The sequence below is a fragment of the Haloarcula sp. JP-L23 genome, from assembly GCF_011602445.1.
Taxonomy (GTDB): Archaea; Halobacteriota; Halobacteria; order Halobacteriales; family Haloarculaceae; genus Haloarcula; species Haloarcula pellucida.
Window position 1 is genome coordinate 1231422 of record NZ_CP050014.1, and the last position, 17164, is coordinate 1248585.

15 protein-coding genes are annotated in these 17164 nt (G+C 63.4%); 9 read left to right on the plus strand and 6 right to left on the minus strand.

Going from position 1 to position 17164, the window contains the following annotated elements:
* Nucleotides 1–6: 6 nt before the first annotated feature.
* Complete coding sequence (locus tag G9465_RS06280; RefSeq protein ID WP_166968350.1) at nt 7–1467, plus strand: rhamnulokinase family protein; 1461 nt, start codon at nt 7–9, stop codon at nt 1465–1467.
* Between the two features lie 42 nt (nt 1468–1509).
* On the opposite strand, the gene G9465_RS06285 is transcribed toward G9465_RS06280, so the two are convergent.
* Nucleotides 1510–2283, minus strand: a complete 774-nt coding sequence (locus tag G9465_RS06285; protein WP_166968351.1) for an SDR family NAD(P)-dependent oxidoreductase — start codon at nt 2281–2283, stop codon at nt 1510–1512.
* 128 nt (nt 2284–2411) lie between these two features.
* Between G9465_RS06285 and dgoD the strand changes: the two genes are divergently transcribed.
* The 3 genes from dgoD to G9465_RS06300 all read left to right on the plus strand — a co-directional run bounded on the left by dgoD (nt 2412) and on the right by G9465_RS06300 (nt 6018).
* The gene (gene dgoD / locus G9465_RS06290) at nt 2412–3563 is read left to right on the plus strand and encodes a galactonate dehydratase (protein ID WP_166968352.1); all 1152 of its coding nucleotides are present in this window, start codon (nt 2412–2414) and stop codon (nt 3561–3563) included.
* Between the two features lie 46 nt (nt 3564–3609).
* On the plus strand, nt 3610–4641 hold the full coding sequence (locus G9465_RS06295; RefSeq protein ID WP_166968353.1) for an NAD(P)-dependent alcohol dehydrogenase: 1032 nt from the start codon (nt 3610–3612) through the stop codon (nt 4639–4641).
* Nucleotides 4642–5055: 414 nt separating this feature from the next.
* A complete protein-coding gene (locus G9465_RS06300) occupies nt 5056–6018 on the plus strand; it encodes a C-terminal binding protein (RefSeq protein WP_166968354.1) in 963 nt (320 codons plus the stop codon).
* Between the two features lie 7 nt (nt 6019–6025).
* Here G9465_RS06300 and G9465_RS06305 read toward each other — a convergent pair whose 3' ends face one another.
* Nucleotides 6026–6400, minus strand: coding sequence for a hypothetical protein (locus tag G9465_RS06305; protein WP_166968355.1), 375 nt, complete (start codon nt 6398–6400; stop codon nt 6026–6028).
* 94 nt (nt 6401–6494) lie between these two features.
* Here G9465_RS06305 and G9465_RS06310 point away from each other — a divergent pair, with 94 nt between their 5' ends.
* The gene (locus G9465_RS06310) at nt 6495–7280 is read left to right on the plus strand and encodes a helix-turn-helix domain-containing protein (protein ID WP_166968356.1); all 786 of its coding nucleotides are present in this window, start codon (nt 6495–6497) and stop codon (nt 7278–7280) included.
* Nucleotides 7281–7390: 110 nt separating this feature from the next.
* Entirely contained in the window at nt 7391–8398 is a 1008-nt protein-coding gene (locus G9465_RS06315) for a transcription initiation factor IIB family protein (protein ID WP_166968357.1), read from the plus strand.
* Nucleotides 8399–8783: 385 nt separating this feature from the next.
* Here the strand turns inward: G9465_RS06315 and G9465_RS06320 are convergent, their stop codons facing one another.
* Complete coding sequence (locus G9465_RS06320) at nt 8784–9191, minus strand: ester cyclase (RefSeq protein ID WP_166968358.1); 408 nt, start codon at nt 9189–9191, stop codon at nt 8784–8786.
* Between the two features lie 550 nt (nt 9192–9741).
* Here G9465_RS06320 and G9465_RS06325 point away from each other — a divergent pair.
* The gene (locus G9465_RS06325; protein ID WP_166968359.1) at nt 9742–10614 is read left to right on the plus strand and encodes a class I SAM-dependent methyltransferase; all 873 of its coding nucleotides are present in this window, start codon (nt 9742–9744) and stop codon (nt 10612–10614) included.
* A gap of 374 nt (nt 10615–10988) precedes the next feature.
* Here the strand turns inward: G9465_RS06325 and G9465_RS06330 are convergent, their stop codons facing one another.
* Nucleotides 10989–11414 (minus strand): NUDIX domain-containing protein, encoded by a 426-nt coding sequence (locus G9465_RS06330; protein ID WP_166968360.1) that lies wholly within the window; start codon nt 11412–11414, stop codon nt 10989–10991.
* Nucleotides 11415–11497: 83 nt separating this feature from the next.
* On the opposite strand from G9465_RS06330, the gene G9465_RS06335 reads away from it, so the two are divergent.
* Nucleotides 11498–11908 carry a hypothetical protein gene (locus G9465_RS06335; RefSeq protein WP_166968361.1) on the plus strand — a complete coding sequence of 137 codons (411 nt, stop codon included), beginning with the start codon at nt 11498–11500 and terminating at the stop codon, nt 11906–11908.
* A 658-nt stretch (nt 11909–12566) separates the two neighbouring features.
* Nucleotides 12567–13163, plus strand: coding sequence for a riboflavin synthase (locus G9465_RS06340; protein WP_166968362.1), 597 nt, complete (start codon nt 12567–12569; stop codon nt 13161–13163).
* A gap of 5 nt (nt 13164–13168) precedes the next feature.
* On the opposite strand, the gene G9465_RS06345 is transcribed toward G9465_RS06340, so the two are convergent.
* Entirely contained in the window at nt 13169–13489 is a 321-nt protein-coding gene (locus tag G9465_RS06345; protein WP_166968363.1) for a cupin domain-containing protein, read from the minus strand.
* Between the two features lie 181 nt (nt 13490–13670).
* Nucleotides 13671–16541, minus strand: a complete 2871-nt coding sequence (locus tag G9465_RS06350) for a TIM-barrel domain-containing protein (RefSeq protein ID WP_166968364.1) — start codon at nt 16539–16541, stop codon at nt 13671–13673.
* Nucleotides 16542–17164: the final 623 nt, after the last annotated feature.

A 17164-nucleotide genomic window follows, 5' to 3' on the forward strand; every position in this document is an offset into this window, starting at 1 on the left:
CACGCCATGAACCACGTCGCCATCGACATCGGCGCGAGCGGGGGTACGGTGTATCTCGGCAGCGTGACGCCCACCGACTTCGACGTTCGCGAGGTCCACCGGTTCGACAACCGGCCGGTCGAGCGTGACGGCCGTTACGTCTGGGACCTCGCGGCGCTCCGCGAGCGGATGGTCGACGGCCTCCGCGCCGCGGGCGACCGGGCCGACGACGTCGACACGGTCGGCATCGACACGTGGGGTCTCGACTTCGGTCTGCTCGCCGACGGCGAGGTCCTGCGGGACCCCGTCTCATACCGGGACCCGGACGCGACGGCCACGCGCGAATCGCTGTTCGAGGCCGTCGACGAACGCCGGGTGTTCGAGGCCACCGGCATCACCAACTGGAACACGCCGAACACGCTCTGGCAACTCCACACCATCGCCCACGAGGACCCCGCGCTCCTCGAACGAGCCGACAGTCTGCTCATGATGCCCCAGTTGCTGACCACGCTGCTGGGCGGCCGACAGTGCGGCGAGGTGACCGTCGCTTCGACCACGCAGATGGTCGACCCGAGCGAACGCGCGTGGGCGACCGACCTGCTCGACGAGGTGTCCCTGCCGACCGACCTCCTGCCGGCGCTCGAGGAACCCGGCCGACGACTGGGACCGGTCGCCGACGACGTGGCCGCGGCGCTCCCCTCGACGCCCGACCTCGTCACGCCGGCGAGCCACGACACGGCGGCGGCCGTCGCAGGCCTCCCGCTTTCCGAGGACGCCGCCTTCCTCAACACGGGGTCGTGGTTCATCCTCGGCGTCGAGCGTGACGCGCCAGTCCGCAACGACGCGGCCTTCGAGCACGGCGTCTCGAACGAACTGGGCGTCGACGGGACCGTCCGCCTCCTGAAGAACGTCAACGGCTTCTTCCTGCTCGAGGAGTGCCGCGAGGCGTGGCGCGAGGCCGGCGACCCCGTCGACTACGACCACCTGCTGTCGGCCGCCCGGAAGGCCGCGGCGCGGGCCGCGCTCGTCGACCCGGACGCGGAAGCGTTCGGCATCGACGCACCGATGCCCGAGCAGATACGCGCGTACTGCCGGCGGACCGACCAGCCGGTACCGACCGGACAGGGCGGCGTCGTCCGCTGTCTGCTCGACAGTCTCGTGACGAAGACGGCGCTGGAACTGGACGCCCTCGCGTCGGTCGTCGAGGACCCGCCGTCTAGCATCAACCTCGGCGGCGGCGGCGTCCGCAACGAGTTGTTCTGTCAGTTGCTCGCCGACGCGACCGGGATACCGGTCGTCGCCGGGCCGGTCGAGGCGACCGCAGTCGGGAACCTCCTGACGCAGGCGCTCGCCGTCGACACCCTCCCGGACCTCGCGGCCGGCCGCCGACTCGTCGAGTCGGCGTTCCAGACGGCGAGATACGCCCCCACCCACACCGAAGGGTGGGGTCGAGCGAAAGAACGGATGGCCGACCTCGCGGTCGACTGACGCCGACGCGACCGTATCGGTTTTCGAGGACGGAGCGACCCGCTACCGCGAGGTGTACCCGCCGTCCATGACTACCGTCGACCCGGTCATGTACGAGGAGGCGTCCGACGCGAGGTAGACGACGAGTTCCTTGAGTTCCTCCGGGCGGCCGAGTCGTCCCATCGGCGTGTTCTCCAGCCACGCCTCCTCCATCTCGGGGTCCTCCGCCAGCACCTCGTCGACGAGGTCCGTCCGCATGTACCCCGGCGCGATGGCGTTGACCCGGACGCCGCGGTCGCCCCACTCGACGGCCAGCGACTGTGTCAGCATCCGCACCCCGGCTTTCGTGGTGTTGTAGCTGGCCTGCTTCTGGGGGACGTTGACGTCGAATCCGGACATCGAGGAGATGTTGACGATGCGTCCCTCGCCGCGTTCGAGCATCTGTTGGCCGACGTGCTTCGCACAGAGGAAGACGCCGTCTAAGTTGACGGCGACGATGCGCCGCCAAGAGTCGATGCTCGTCTCCTCCGCCGGCGAGTTCTCGACGATGCCCGCGTTGTTGACGAGGACGTCTATCGGTCCGAGTCGGTCCGTCACGTCCTCGACCATCGCCTCGACCGACGCCTCGTCGGTGACGTCGACCTCGGTGGCGACGACGTCTGTCTCGCCGTCGAGTTCCTCGGCGGTCCGTTCGGCCTTCTCCAGGTTCACGTCGGCGATGGCGACGTCGGCGCCCATCTCCGCGAGACCGCTCGCCATCTGTTTCCCGAGTCCCTGTGCCGAGCCGGTGACGATAGCCGTCTCTCCGTCGAGGGAGAAACTGTCGATGACACTCATGCTAACAGCCATGCGAATGGTTTCCACGGTGATAAAATTATACCTTCGCAGGCGTGCGCACGCCGTCACTCCGCGACGGTGCTGTTCCGACCTTTCGTTTCAAGTGGACACCTCACTATGTGCCACCCATGCAAATAACCGACTACGAACTGTTCGCCGTTCCGCCCCGGTGGCTACTGCTCAAGTTGGAGACAGACACGGGCATCGTCGGTTGGGGTGAGCCGATTATTCCGGGGCGACTGGAGTCGGTCCGGGCCACCGTCGCCGAACTCGTCGAGGGGTACCTCCTCGGAGGGGACCCGCGCCGGACGGAGTACAACTGGCGAAAGCTCTACCAGAGCGGCTACTTCCGGAACGGCCCGGTCCTGATGAGCGCGCTGGCCGGCATCGACCAGGCGCTCTGGGACATCAAGGGCAAGCACCACGACGTCCCGGTCCACGAGTTGCTGGGCGGCCACGTCCGCGACCGGCTGCTCGTCTACCAGTGGGTCGGCGGCGACGACCCCGACGACATCGCCGAGTCCGCTCGGCAGGGGTACGAACGGGGGTACCGCGCGTTCAAGTCCAACGTCTGCCGTGAGTTCCGGCCCCTGGAGACCACGGCGAAGCGGGACAGGGCCATCGACCGGGTCGCCACCCTCCGGGAGGCCGTCGGCGACGACTGCCTGCTCGGGGTGGACTTCCACGGCCGCGTCTCGAAATCGATGGCGTTCGAACTCGTCCGCCGACTCGAACCGTACAACCTCGCCTTCGTCGACCAGCCCGTGCTGCCCGAACACTCGGAGGTCCTCCGCCGACTCAACAACCAGACCACCGTCCCAATATCGACCGGCGAGCGCTTCTACTCCCGATACGACTTCAAGCAGATGCTCGCCGACGACTCGGTGTCGGTCATCCAGCCGAACGTCTCCCACGTCGGCGGTATCAGCGAGATGCGGAAACTCGTCTCGATGGCCGAGGCCTTCGACGTCGCCGTGGTCCCTCACTGTCCACTCGGTCCCGTCGCCTTCGCTGCGAGCCTCCAGGTCGGTTTCAGTTCCCAGGGGGTCGTCCTGCAGGAGCAGGACCTCGACATCGACGACCCGGAGTCGAGCCAGCGCCTCGCCCTGCTCGAGGACCCCGAGACGTTCGAGTTCGAGAACGGCTACGTCGAGCGCCCGACTGGACCCGGCCTCGGCATCGACGTCGACGAGGCATACGTCCGGGAGAAGGCACAGACGGAGGTCAACTGGTACAACCCGGTGTGGCACCACGAGGACGGCAGCCTCGCCGAGTGGTGAGCGGCGACCCCTGGACTTTTAGTAGGCGTGCGACGAATCCGCACACATGCGCACCGCAGTGTTAGCCGAGCCTACGGAGTTCGAACTCGAAGACCGTCCGCGACCGTCACCCGGCCCCGACGACGTCCTCGTCGCCATCAGAGACGTCGGCATCTGCGGGTCGGACGTCCACTACTACGAGCACGGCCGCATCGGCGACTACGTCGTCGAGGACCCCCTCGTTCTCGGCCACGAGAGTGCCGGCGAAGTGGTCGCGGTCGGCGAGAACGTCACCGGACTGGAAGCGGGCGACCGGGTCGCCCTCGAACCGGGCGTCCCCTGTCGCCGCTGTGCCCACTGCAAGCGCGGCGACTATCACCTCTGTGAGGACGTTACGTTCATGGCGACACCGCCACACGACGGCGCGTTCGCCGAGTACGTCTCGTGGCCGGCGGACTTCGCCTACGAACTGCCCGATTCCGTCTCCACCGCCGAGGGAGCGCTCTGTGAGCCTCTCTCGGTCGGTATCCACGCCTGCCGCCGCGGGGACGTCGGGACGGGCGATACTGTGCTGGTCACCGGTGCCGGCCCCATCGGCTTACTAGTGATGGAGGCCGCACGCGCCGCGGGCGCGACGGACGTCATCGTCACCGACGTGGTCGCCGAGAAACTGTCGCTCGCAGCCGAGCGCGGGGCGGACTTAACCGTCGACGTCACCGAGACGGACCTCGAATCGGCCGTCGAGGAGTACACCGACGGCGTCGGTGCGGACGTCGTCGTCGAAGCGTCGGGGGCCGAACCCTCTATCAGGTCGACGCTCGACGCCGTCCGGCGGGGCGGCACCGTCGTCCTCGTCGGACTGGCAGACGAGGCCACCGTTCCGTTCGACGTGCTCGAAGTCATCGACAACGAGATAGACGTCCACGGGTCGTTTCGCTATAAGAACACCTACGACGCGGCCGTGGATTTGCTCGCCGACGGCGTCGTCGACGTGGAGGGCATCATCGACTTCGAGTCCTCGCTCGACGCCATCGACGACGCCTTCCAACGGGCGATGGAGCCAGCCGTCGTCAAGGGCATGATCACGTTCGAGTCCTGAAAGCATCCCGATAGACGCATGGAGGCGACAAACAACCACAAAAAGAAATTTTTAGAACCAGAACCATGGATAGGGGCCTACCGAAGACGAAAAACTCGAATTGTGGATTCACAACACCGGGAATTGTTGTTATATGTGGGCAAAACTTCGGGTCCTCTCGTGACGTATCGCCTCGATATGTGCCCGTGACGTCCGAGGCGCTTCCGGGATACCTGCGATGGCGCTCGGATGGCGTGTGGCGACGTTTCGCCCGTCGGCTGCTGTCAGTCGCTCCCGAACCGACGTATGCGACTCCGCGAGCGAGTCTTTGTCGGAACGACCCGTCGACCGGACAGACCGCATCGCTGTCGTCGGATTCTTGTCCGCTGGGAACGTCGCCGGCCCGTTATATATGGGGCGTTCGTCCGTCCGGATATGCCACGAGTGGTCGCCAGCGACGATCCGATGATAGACACCGCGTTGCTCCGCGAGAAACTGGACGCCGAGGTAGTCGCCGCCGAGACGGACGACGAGGCCGCACTGGCTGCGGCGGCCGAGGGGGCCGACGCGCTCGTCGTCGACGTGAACACGCCCGTGACGGCGGCGGTTCTCGACGAACTCGACGACCTGCGAATCGTCGCCCGCGCGGGGGTCGGCATCGACAACGTCGACGTGGGCGCGGCAGCCGAGAACGGCGTGCAGGTCACCAACGTCCCCGAGTACTGCACCGACGAGGTGGCGACCCACACGGTGACGCTGCTGCTCGACTGTATCCGCACCGTCGCCGCCTACGACCGGGACGTCCGGAACGGCAACTGGGGTTGGGAACGCACCCGTCCGGTCCACCGGGTGCGCGGCCGGACGCTCGGACTGGTCTCTTTCGGTCCCATCGCCCGCCGCGTCCGCGAGCAAGTCCGTGGATTCGACCTCGACGTAGTCGCCTACGACCCCTACGTCGACGAGACTGACATGGCCGAGGCCGACGTCGAGAAGGTCACGCTGGACGACCTGTACGAGCGCGCGGACTACGTCTCCCTGCACGCACCGCTGACCGACGACACCCGCGGGATGGTCGACACCGGGGCGCTCGAGGCGATGCAGGACCACGCCGTCCTCGTCAACACCGGCCGTGGCGGCCTGATCGACGAGGAAGCCCTGCTCGACGCCCTTCGGAACGAGGCCATCGCGGCCGCCGGACTGGACGTCCTCTGTCAGGAACCGCCGGAACCCGACCACCCACTGGCCGGACTGGACAACTGTATCGTCACGCCTCACGCGGCGTGGTACTCCGAGGAGGCCCGCGAGGAACTGAACGCCACCGTCGCCGCCAACGTCCGGGCGGCACTGGCCGGCGAGACGCCGCCGGACTACATCGACCCGGACACCGACTGGCTCTGAGCGTCGGTCAGCACGAGTCGAACGCCCGGCGCTCGCTCCCCAGTGAGTCGCCGCGGATGAGCGTCGTCCGGACGTCGTATGCGAGGTTACGGAGGTAGGCCTCGACGCCGGGGTCGCAGGCTCCGGCGCGTCTGGCCTGTCGGTAGTCACAGCACAGCGCGACGGGCAGGGTAGGGAGGACGAACACGCCGGCGACGGCGACGCCGAGTTCTAACGGATGCCCTGCGGGAACGACCAGCGCCGCCCCGAGAAGGAGCGTCCACAGGATGGCGCCGTGGACGACGGTGGGGCGCCAATTGTGGGCCGGCAACCGACCCCGGGACGCGTCACTCGCCGGCGATTCGCGCTCCCGTCGGGGCGGTTTCGATGGTTCGCACGACATACGCTATTGGAAGGGGTCCATCGGTATGACTGCCCGTTCGGCACACGCCGAAACCGTCCGTGGATATAAGCCGCTCCGCGGAGTAGGAGCGCCAATGCGCGAGTTCATCTTCACCATCGACTACGAACGCGGGGTCGACCCCCTGATGGACGTGTTCATCGACTACCCGGAGACTCACTCCCGGACGATCGCCTGTAACGTCACGAACGACGGGATGTGGCGGTTGGAACGGGTCGCCGGCACGGAGGCGGCGCTCGATAGACTCGACGAGGTCTTCGACGGCCCCGTCCAGTGCACGGAGTGCATCGGCACCCGGGACTGTGATACCGAGTGGCACTACAAGGTCATCGCCTCGGAGCAGGGGCGCCGCACCGTCTACAGCTACCGCTCGGAGGCCGGTGACTGTCACTCTATCCCGCGACTGGCCATCGAACACGTCGGCAACGGCGTCCTCTGTGAGACGGAGCGCCGCGGCAGCCGCTGTGAGTGGCGCCTGCTGCTGTGTAGCGACGAGGGCGTCGACGACCTGTTCGGCGCGCTGGAGACGGAACTTCGCCCTGGTCTGACCGTCGAGTTCCGGCAGTTGGGCGAGCCGTCCTACTGGACCGACGAGTCGGTGACGCTGGCCGAACTCCCGCCGGAACAGCAGGCCGCCGTCGAAGCGGCGGTCGAATACGGCTACTACCGAACCCCGAGAGACATCTCGCTGACCGACCTCGCCGAGAAACTCGACGTCTCCCGGTCGACCCTGCAGTACCGCCTCCAGCGGGCCGAGGCGTGGATCGTCCGTTCGTTCGTCACGCGGTCGATGGGACCGGTCGACGCCGACGAATCGGTCGCGGAGGGGACCCGTCTGCGGGTCGGCCGCTCGGGTGTGTGAACGACTACCAGCCACCTTTGGCATACGCCGAACTAGTGCTGATACTGGTAGCACGTTTCTACTGTGGTACGCACGCGGGTGGTGGCGTCACCGCTCGCCCTTCACCTATCATGACCACACTCAGCACACACGACGCCGAGGAACGGGCCAGCACCGTCGACGAGGAGACAACGGCGGGTGAGGACCACGTCTGCCCCGACTGCGGCGGCCATCTCACCCACGACGCATCTCGCGGCGAGACCGTCTGTGCGGACTGTGGGCTGGTCGTCGACGAGAACGCCATCGACCGCGGGCCGGAGTGGCGCGCGTTCGACTCCGCCGAGCGAGACAAGAAGTCCCGCGTCGGCGCGCCGACGACGAAACTGATGCACGACGACGGGCTCTCGACCAACATCGGCTGGCAGAACAAGGACGCCAACGGGAACTCGCTGTCGTCCAGTCAGCGCGAGAAGATGCAGCGTCTGCGGACGTGGAACGAACGGTTCCGAACCCGGGACCACAGCGAGCGCAACCTCAAGCAGGCGCTGGGCGAGATAGACCGGATGGGGAGCGCACTTGGCGTCCCCAAGAGCGCCCGCGAGACGGCCGGCGTCGTCTACCGTCGGGCGCTCGATGAAGGCCTGCTTCCGGGCCGCTCTATCGAGGGCGTTGCCACGGCGTCGCTGTACGCCGCCGTCCGGCAGACGAACCTCCCGCAGACCATCGACGACATGGTGGTCGTCAGCCGTGTCGACGAACAGGAGTTCACCCGCGCCTACCGCTACATCAACCGCGAACTCTCGCTGGAGATCGGCCCGCCGGACCCGGCCGACTACCTCTCGAAGTTCGTCTCCGAACTCGACGCCAGCGACGAACTGGCGATGCGGGCCCACGACCTCATCGAGAACGGCAAAGCCGCGAACGTCCACAGCGGCAAGAGCCCCGTCGGACTCGCGGCCGCAGCCATCTACGCGGCGGGCCTGCTGGTCAACGAGGAACTCACGCAGGAGACCATCAGCGACGCCACCGACGTCAGCACGGTCACTATTCGGGACCGCTACCGCGAACTCCTCGAAGCCGAGGCCGACCGCGATCCCGTCGAGGCGAGCGCTGCGGGCGGGTCGAACGCGAGTGCATAGCGAGGGGCGCGCTTTGGCCGGCCCTCGGAGTGACGAACGGGTCGGTTCCCCGTTTGCAAGTGAGCGGCTCCGTTGAAATCCTTAGCTACTGATAGAAACCGCGTGCTGAATACAGGGAATGTAGTCAGCAAACAGAGCTGGTGTAATTCACGCTTTAGGTGCTGATTTAGCTGATAGAGTGCCGATGCGTAGTTACCGCCGAGAATTACATCGAGGACACTAACATCCGTGAAGTCGTGCTGTATACACAGTGCATATATGTCACCGTATTTACTGTAAGAGAGCTTCGATAGAATCGGTAGAGACAGAGGAACGAGATACCGCGTCCGGGCTACATCTACCGAAACCCCGAAATGAAATACGGCGGGAAATTGATTCGCTGATTTCACTCGACGCCAAGTTGCTCTGCGAGTGACATCCGGTCCCAGTAATCCGTCCACGACGTGATACCGTCGTCGGATACTGTAATGAGGGAGACGAAGGTGTCGTCAACCGTCTCTCCGGTTGGAGGAATCCCGTTGAATTCTCCCTCCTGAGTGCCATGGAACGTACATTCCATCGCCGTTTCGTTCCCTGATGCTATGACCCGCTCTGGCTCGACACGGACATCCGGAAAGGCCTCTACTAGTTCTTCCATATACGCTTGGGTTTCGGCCTTGGTCAACCCCTCTTCGACCGGATCGGTGAACCTTGAATCGTCGGCGAATTCTGCGATAAAGCCATCGAGGTCGTGGTCGTTGAACTTTTCTACCGCTCGCGCAATCCTAGGGTTCTGGTCAACTGTCGTACTCATTGGACGTATCCGTTTGTGGCGTCCCTTTCACCTCGCCAACGCTTCCCCCATACTCCATACAGAGAACGCCTAGCGTGTTATCTCCCGTGAGGATTGTTAACACTATTTTCACGTTACTCTCGTATGAGTTCAGGTACTTCCGCTGTAGTTGCTGGAGTGGTTCAGACCCTATCAGCTGCAATAAAGTGAGGCGTGCATGCTGTATTCGCGTACTGTATGCTACAGTGCCGTTTTGAACCACTCAGTATCTGCCAGTAACGGCCTGATGCATACAGAGGGTGTATTTCGCAGAGCATACTGTGCTGAGATGAAACTGAGGATGAGTTAGAGATTAACACACAAACTCTATCGCGCCCGGAACCGTAGATTTCTGTAATCGAGTTATCACTCGAAATGACTGCCATGGGAAATCAAGATACCCTGCCACGTGAACTCACGGAACTCGGTCGATGTCGTGCTCACGCACCAACGATGATTGCCAACGTGAGATACAAGGAGAACAGAGCGGTAGCCGGCTGCTATGACACCGACTGTCAACGGAGGGTGAGGCATGTCACCTGATAAGCCGAATACAGACGCCGACTACGAGTCGGCATTGAACGAACATTACGGGGTACCGAACCTCGGTGACGAACTTCTCGCCGCTCTCGAAGCCGCCGGGAAAGACGTCGACTCGCTCACTCGGGACGATATCGCGTCGTTCGACGAGTTTCACATCCGCGGCCTCGAGGCCACCCAAGAACTTGCCGCCCTCGCAGCGGTCGAAGACCTCTCTCGCGTCCTCGACGTTGGTTGTGGAATCGGTGGGCCTGCCCGCACCCTCGCTTCCGAATTCGGTTGCGATGTCGTCGGAATCGACATTGTCGAGGAGTATTGCCGAGCAGCGACGCTATTTACCGACCGTGTTGGATTGACCGACAAGGTCTGCTTCCAACACGGGAACGCCCTCAACTTGCCCTTCGAGGACGAGACGTTTGATGTTGTTTGGTTCGAACACATGCTGCTGAACATCGAAGCCAAGGGAGTGGCGCTTGAGGAAGCGGCCCGGGTCCTCAAACCCACGGGAACACTCGCGCTGTACGAAATTTGTGCCGGACCCGGAGGCGACCCCGTGTTCCCGGTCCCCTGGGCATGGGATGGGTCCCTCAGCTACCTCGACTCACCTAGGCGACTCCGAGAGATCATCCTCGACTGTGGCTTCGATGAGGTCGCATGGACGGACGTCACAGACTTAAGCCTCGAATGGTTCCGGAACGTGGTGGAGTCGATGCATTCGCGGCCAGCGGATGCACCGCAACCGCTTGGACTCAACCTTCTGATGGGCGCGGAGACGCCGATCAAAGCGGCGAACGTTGTCCAGAACCTTGAGGAAGAACGAATCACCGTCGTTCAGGGCGTGTACGACCGTGTGAATCAGCCTTGAACTCCATCCCTGCCATCCGGAGCAACTGGTCGCTTCGTGTCGTCGTTGAGGGGATTTAACCTATGCTTGATGCTGAACACGCACGCTCAATGGGTGGAATATTCAATGGCTTCGGTCTGATAGAAACAACGTTGTCATGCTGAACTCATCCTCTGTACTGAGAGAACGCCACTTCAACAGAGTCAAGTGAGCGATAGCGACCTGCGAGCAAGCGGGGAGGACCCTCATACCGACGCCCGCGCTCTTTTTAATCTCACCACCCAGAGACACCGGTACGACCGTTTCGGGGTCGGCATCGGGAGACGACCTCCCGGCCGACCTGGTACTCGTCGTCGTTCGCCTGTTCGGGCCGGCACTCGGTCGGCGACCCGAGACTAGTCGGTCCGCTCGGCGGGCGCCGACACACTCCGGTCGAGCGCCCGACAGGTCGCCGTCGTCTGCGGGTCGCTCAGTCGCTCACGGGCCGCCGCCTCCGACACCCACTCGAAGTCGGTGTGTTCGTGGCTCAACGTGACGTCTGCACGTTCCGTCGTGCAGTGGTAGTACACCGCGAGTCGGCCGTGGCCGGCCTCGTTGTGCCACGAGACGGCGTGGACAGGGTGGTGGACTGTAACAGACAGCCCCGTCTCCTCGCTGCCCTCCCGGCGGAGGCAGTCTGTCACGCGTTCGCCGTCCCGAATCCGTCCGCCCGGCAGTTCCCACCCGCCGTTGCTCGCCCGGCGGAGGACGAGAACCCGGTCGTCTGGTCGACAGACGACGCCGCGGACGCTCACCGTCGCTTCGAGGAACTGTTCGTCCATACGCCTCGATTGCGAGACGGTAGTGTCAGTGTACCGGTTGCCACGGCCAGCGTTCATTACGCTGGGGGGTGAACTACCGACGAATGTACTCTCGGGACCACGCGATTCTCTCCGTCCTCGCTGGCCTCGTCCTCGTCGCCGTCACGACGCCGCCCGTCCATCCGGCCGCGGTCGTCGTCGTCGCCGTCGCCCTCGGCGTCGGCATCGACTTCGACCACTTTCTCGTCGCCTATCTCAACACCGGGTCGGCCAAGAGCACGCGGCGGGTCCTCCGGGACCCCCGAGTCGTCGTCACCGGGCAGGACGACATCTTCGAGGAGGCCGACCTCTCTAAGGCCCAGCGACTGCTCAGCCACGTCCTCATCGCCGGTGCCCTCGTCACCGCCCTGTGGCTGGCGTCGGCCCCATACTGGGCGCTCGTCGTCGGCGTCACGCTGTACGTCCACGTCGTGGCCGACCTCTACGCAGACGCCCAGGAGATGGCCGGGGGCTGACCCGCCGTCGAAACGTTCCTCGGTAGCCGGACGACAGACGGGCGGTTTGGACTGCGTACCCGTCCGACTCCGGATGCTGCGTCCCGCTCAGGACGTCTCCCCTCGCGATTGACGACCCGCGCTGTCGGCCGTCCTTTGGAACCCTAACCGCAACGGCATAGAGTCGTCCGTCTCAAGAGACGACGTCGACTTCTGGACGGCCATGCGCGACGCGCTGTACAGCGAGCCCCCTCTATCACTGTCATGGAGGTCGTCACAATCGGCGCGGACCTCCCCGTCGCCTCCGAGGCCCATATCACCGACGTGCTGTCTGGCTCGCGCTGGTGTTCTCGTTGTCGCTGGGATTCCTCGCCGCGTTCCCCGTCAACCTCGCGCTGGTCCGTGTCGGCGTCAAAGAGGGGATGCAGAACCCCGCGGAGATGGGCCAGCAACCGGCCGGGTAGCGCGATTCTATATCGCGCTCAGCCGTTTACGCCCCGCAGTCTGGCGGGGTTCTCTGTCGACCGTCTCGACGGCGTGTGGCGGCCTACCGTCCGCTCGGCCGGTTTCGACGGATTTCCGACGGTGCGATAACAGACGCGCTCGGGGTATCGCCCATGCCGTAACAAATATGGAAAGGGTAACGAATTTGTGTGCCCACTCGGTGGTTCCGAGCGTCATGTACACTGGCGTCGTGGAGACGACGGGCACCGTTCGACGTATCGACCGACTCGACAGCGGGTGTCGCATCGAGGTAGCCACCGACACTGACGGACTGGAACCCGAGGACAGCATCGGAATCAGCGGCGTCTGTCTCACGGTCGAAGCCGTCGGCGACGGCTGGTTCCGGACGTTTCTGTCCGCCGAGACGGTCGACCGAACCTATCTCGCCGCCCTCGACTCCGGGACTGCTGTCAACGTAGAGCGGCCGATGGCCGCCGCCGACCGGTTCGACGGGCACTTGGTGAAAGGCACCGTGGACGCGACGACCGAAGTCGTCGCCGTCACCGACCTCGGCGAGGACTGGCGGTTCACCGTCGATATTCCCGACGGGTACGAGCAGTACCTCGTGGAGAAGGGGGCCGTCGCACTGGACGGTGCGAGTCTGACCGTCTGTGAGCTATCGACGGAGACGTTCTCCGTCGCCGTCGTCCCGACGACCTACGACGTGACGACGCTCTCGGAAAAGACGGTCGGTGACCCCCTTCACTTCGAGGCCGACCTGTTAGCGAAGTACGCCGAGCGCCAGTCGGCCCTGACCCACGGCGAGGTCTGAACCGGTCAGGGAAGCGGACAGAGACTCGCGGTCAACACCGCTCGCTCGTCGCTCTCGTTGTGCGCGCCGTGGACCTGTCCCCGTTCGTTGAGGACGACACCGGGTGCGGTCACCGTCTCGGACTCGTCGTCTCGTTGGACGGTCACCGTCCCCTCGACGACGTGGAAGACGTTGGTCGCGCCGTCGTGTTCGTGCGGTTCGATACGCCCGTCCGGGCCGAGTGCGAACGCCTTGACGAGTACGTCGTCGGTCACCGCCAGTTCGCCGTCGACGACCTCTCCCGCCGCTGGGTCGGCGTCGAAGTCGCCGAGCAGTTCGAGTGCCATGGCCCGACTGTCGGTCCACGCCAACTTAGCCGTTGGCTCTCTCCAGCCTCTCCGCCGAGAACCGGCGCGAGGGAGGTCCCTCAACCCGTCCGACGTTTCCCGAGCGGACGGCCGAGAGCGCCGTGAACGTTCGCAGGTCTACAAGCACCGCAGCAACGAAACGCGCAGTAGGGTGGGCCGCCTACTGCTGTTCGACTCCTCGACCGTTACTCTGTCCGTTGCCGTCGCCGCGACCGTTGAAAAAGAGCTTCACTTTGCGCTCTTCGTCGGCGGGAATGTGGGCGAGCACCACGTCCTCGTCCTCGCTGTAGGCGAACGAGTTCGGCGTCGCTTCGACCGCGTCGGCAGCGACCTCTTCGTACTTGGTCGGGCCGGCCTGGACTTTCCTCGGCGCTTCCGAGCGGTCGAGTCGCAACAGGTACGACGAGAGCTGTGAGTCGTCGTAGTTCTGGACCGTTATCTCGGAGTCGAAGGTGACTACGCCGCCCTCCGTCTCCGTGATGGTGAAGTCCGTCACGTTGTACTCGCCGTCCTCGAAGTCGTTGGTCGCGCCATCGTCCTCGTAGAACGAGTACGAGGCTTCGTCGTCGAGGTAGGTGGTCAACTGAAGCGTCGTGAGTGGCTTTTCGCCCGTGTACTGCTGTACCTCGCGCATCGGGATGATCGAGTCTTTGCGCACGTACATCGGCAGGTGGTCGACCGGAGCGTCGACGGTCATCCACTGCCCGCCGTCGTAGACGTCGTGCGTCCAGAAGTCGACCCAGACCTCGCCCTCCGGCAGGTAGACGTCGCGTTCCGTCGCACCTTTTTCGACGACTGGTGCGACGAGTACGTCGTCGCCAAAGAGGAACTGGTCGGCGATGTTGGTGACTTCGTCGTCGTCCTGGAACTGGTAGACCAGTGGCTGGAAGATCGGCTTCCCGTTCTCGGACGACTCCTGGAATTCGTTGTAGAGGTACGGGAGCAGTTTGTAGCGGAGTTCAGTGTACTTCTTCGTGATATCCACGGCCTCCTCATCGTACGTCCAGGGGTGTTGATTGCGCGGGAGGTCGGGGTCTTGTTTCCTGTGCGTGTCGGTGTGGTTCCGGAAGTAAGGAATGAACGCCCCCATCTCTATCCAGCGCTTGAATAGTTCGGGAGTGGGCCGTCCGACGAACCCGCCGACGTCGTGACCACAGAACGCGAGCCCGGAGAGTCCCATGTTCATCATCATCGGAATCTGCAACCGAAGGTGGGACCAGTTGCTCAAGCAGTCGCCGGTCCAGATTGCCGCGTACCGCTGACCGCCGGCATAGAGGTTCCGGTTCAACAGGAAGGGTCGTTCGTCGGGCTTGTAGATGTCGTAGGACTCACGAGATGCCCGGGCGTAGTCGAACCCGTACATGTTGTGATACGCCTCGTGCAACATCGTGTCGTCACCCGTCCCGTGGACGTTGTCCACCGGCATCGTCCAGTCGTAGCTTGCGTTTTCCTGGAACACCGCCGGTTCACCCATGTCGTTTTTGATCCCATCGAAGCCGACATCGAACAACACGTCGTGTTTTTCGGCCCACCAACTGCGGACCTCCGAGCGCGAGAAGTCGGGCCACACCGCGACGTCGGGCCAAACCCTCGCTTTGAACGTATCACCGTTCGCATCCTTGGTCCAGTAATCGTTGGCAGTTCCTTCGAGATAGGGGTCGTACGGTTCGAGGTCCCCGTCGCCGTCGACGTCTATTTCCTCGTCTACCGCGACACCCGGGTCGTTGACGGCGACCGTCTTGAGTTCTGGCATCTCCTCGTTCAGCGTTTGGAGAGCCTCCCGGTGTTCGTCTTTGATGCTGAAGACGCGATAGTTGTTCATGTAGCCGATGTCGAAGTGCATCGCGTCTATCGGAATCTCTTCTTCGCGGTACTGGTGGGGTACCTCGACGAGTTCCTCGGGGCTGTACTCCCACTTGCTCTGGTGGAACCCGATCGCCCACTTCGGTGGCAGGTTGATCGTCCCGGTCAGGTCCGTATAGCTCTCGAGGACATCGTCGATTTCCGGGCCGTACGAGAAGTAGTACGTCAACTGGCCACCATCGCCGACGAAGTAGTAGTAGTCCTCACCCGCGTCGGTGTCGTAGGTTTCTTCGACGCCTTCGGGATTTGCCACCTCGGGTGTGTGGAACACGGTGTGATGGGGATTGTCGAAGAAGATCCCGTACGCACCGGCGTCCTTCAGGCCGACGAAGAACGGAACCGAGGTGTAGACGTAGTCACTCTCGTACATGTACCCGTACTGGTCCGTGTTCCAGTTCTCGAGTTTCTTCCCGCGTTGGTCGAGAGTGAGTTCGGGCTGTTCGCCGAAGCCATAGAAGGCTTCGTCTTCGTCAGCCTTCTTGTAGACGTACGGTAACGGCTCGTTGGGCGTCGGATCGGTCATCCCGACGTCTTCCTTCGTAGCCGAGTCGTACCCTGATGACCCAGTCTCCGGATCGCTCTCGTCGTTTGTAGACCCGTAGGAGCACGACTCCGGTGGCGATGATTCGCTCTCTTCACCGCCTCTCTCGGGAGATTGGACGTATCCTGACGACCCCTTCTCCAGGTAATCCTCGTTGATGACCGTCCCGTCCTCGTCGAGGAACCGTACACCGAAGAGCTCCGTGTTGATTTCGACAGTAATCGTATCGGTCTCGATGGCGATCTTATCGGGGCTCGCATCGACGCTGAAATTCGGCGCATCCCACTCGTTGAGCCCGTTCTGGATACCTCGGGATTCGTATTCTTTCTCGCCCGGTTCCACGACGGCAACGCGCGCCATGGTGTCGCTGAACAGCCGAATGTATCCTTCGTGGGTACCGAGGTCGAGTTTCACTCCGTCGTCGAGGACTTCGTGACCCTCGACGGACAACTCCATGAGGTCGTTCTCGTTCACCTGCGGTTCGTAGTGGATCTTCGAACCGTAGTGGTCTGCCGATGCGGGGGTCGAGGCGAAGGCACTTCCCGCCAGAAGGGCGGCTGTGGATTTCAACAGTGTGCGCCGTCCGACCTGAAGGAAGTCGGAGTCGCGTGAATTCTTATCAGACATTGGGGTTGTAGGTGATGAGTAGTGTACGTTCACAAGGCGATTCGACGAACCGGGATTCGGAACGACCCGTGGCACAGGCCCCATGACCCTGTTGGGGGGCTCTGTACGCTCGATTCGTCGAGGGGCTAATTGCAGTCGTCATCCATTATTTTGGAAGAACATTTTCATCATACGCTGCAATTTCGAACATTCGGCCGGCAGATAATAATCTTATGGCCGTTATTATATCAATAAAATCAATTATGCCACATATATAAAATTATCAATGTCTATAATTGACGTTGGTGGGAACACACGTCCGACAGGTGTTACTCGAGGGAGGGGTGGAGCGACCGGCGACGACCTCGGAGTGCCGAAGGAGTAGCTCTCTCGAACCAACCGTGACGTTCGGGCTTCTCGAATGCCCCAATACGGATAGCGATGCTCGAGGGTCCTTCGTGAGCGGCAAGTACGCAACGACGGCGTCGCGCCTTATCGATCAGTGCGTTCTTCTCGGCACAGCCCAACTCGGTCGTCGAGCGTCGCTATGAACGATCAGCGGGACGTGCCGGAGGAGGATAAGCGAGGTACGACGCTCCATGGAACTGATGTCTGTTGTTCGTCGCAAATAGCTGTGACATAGA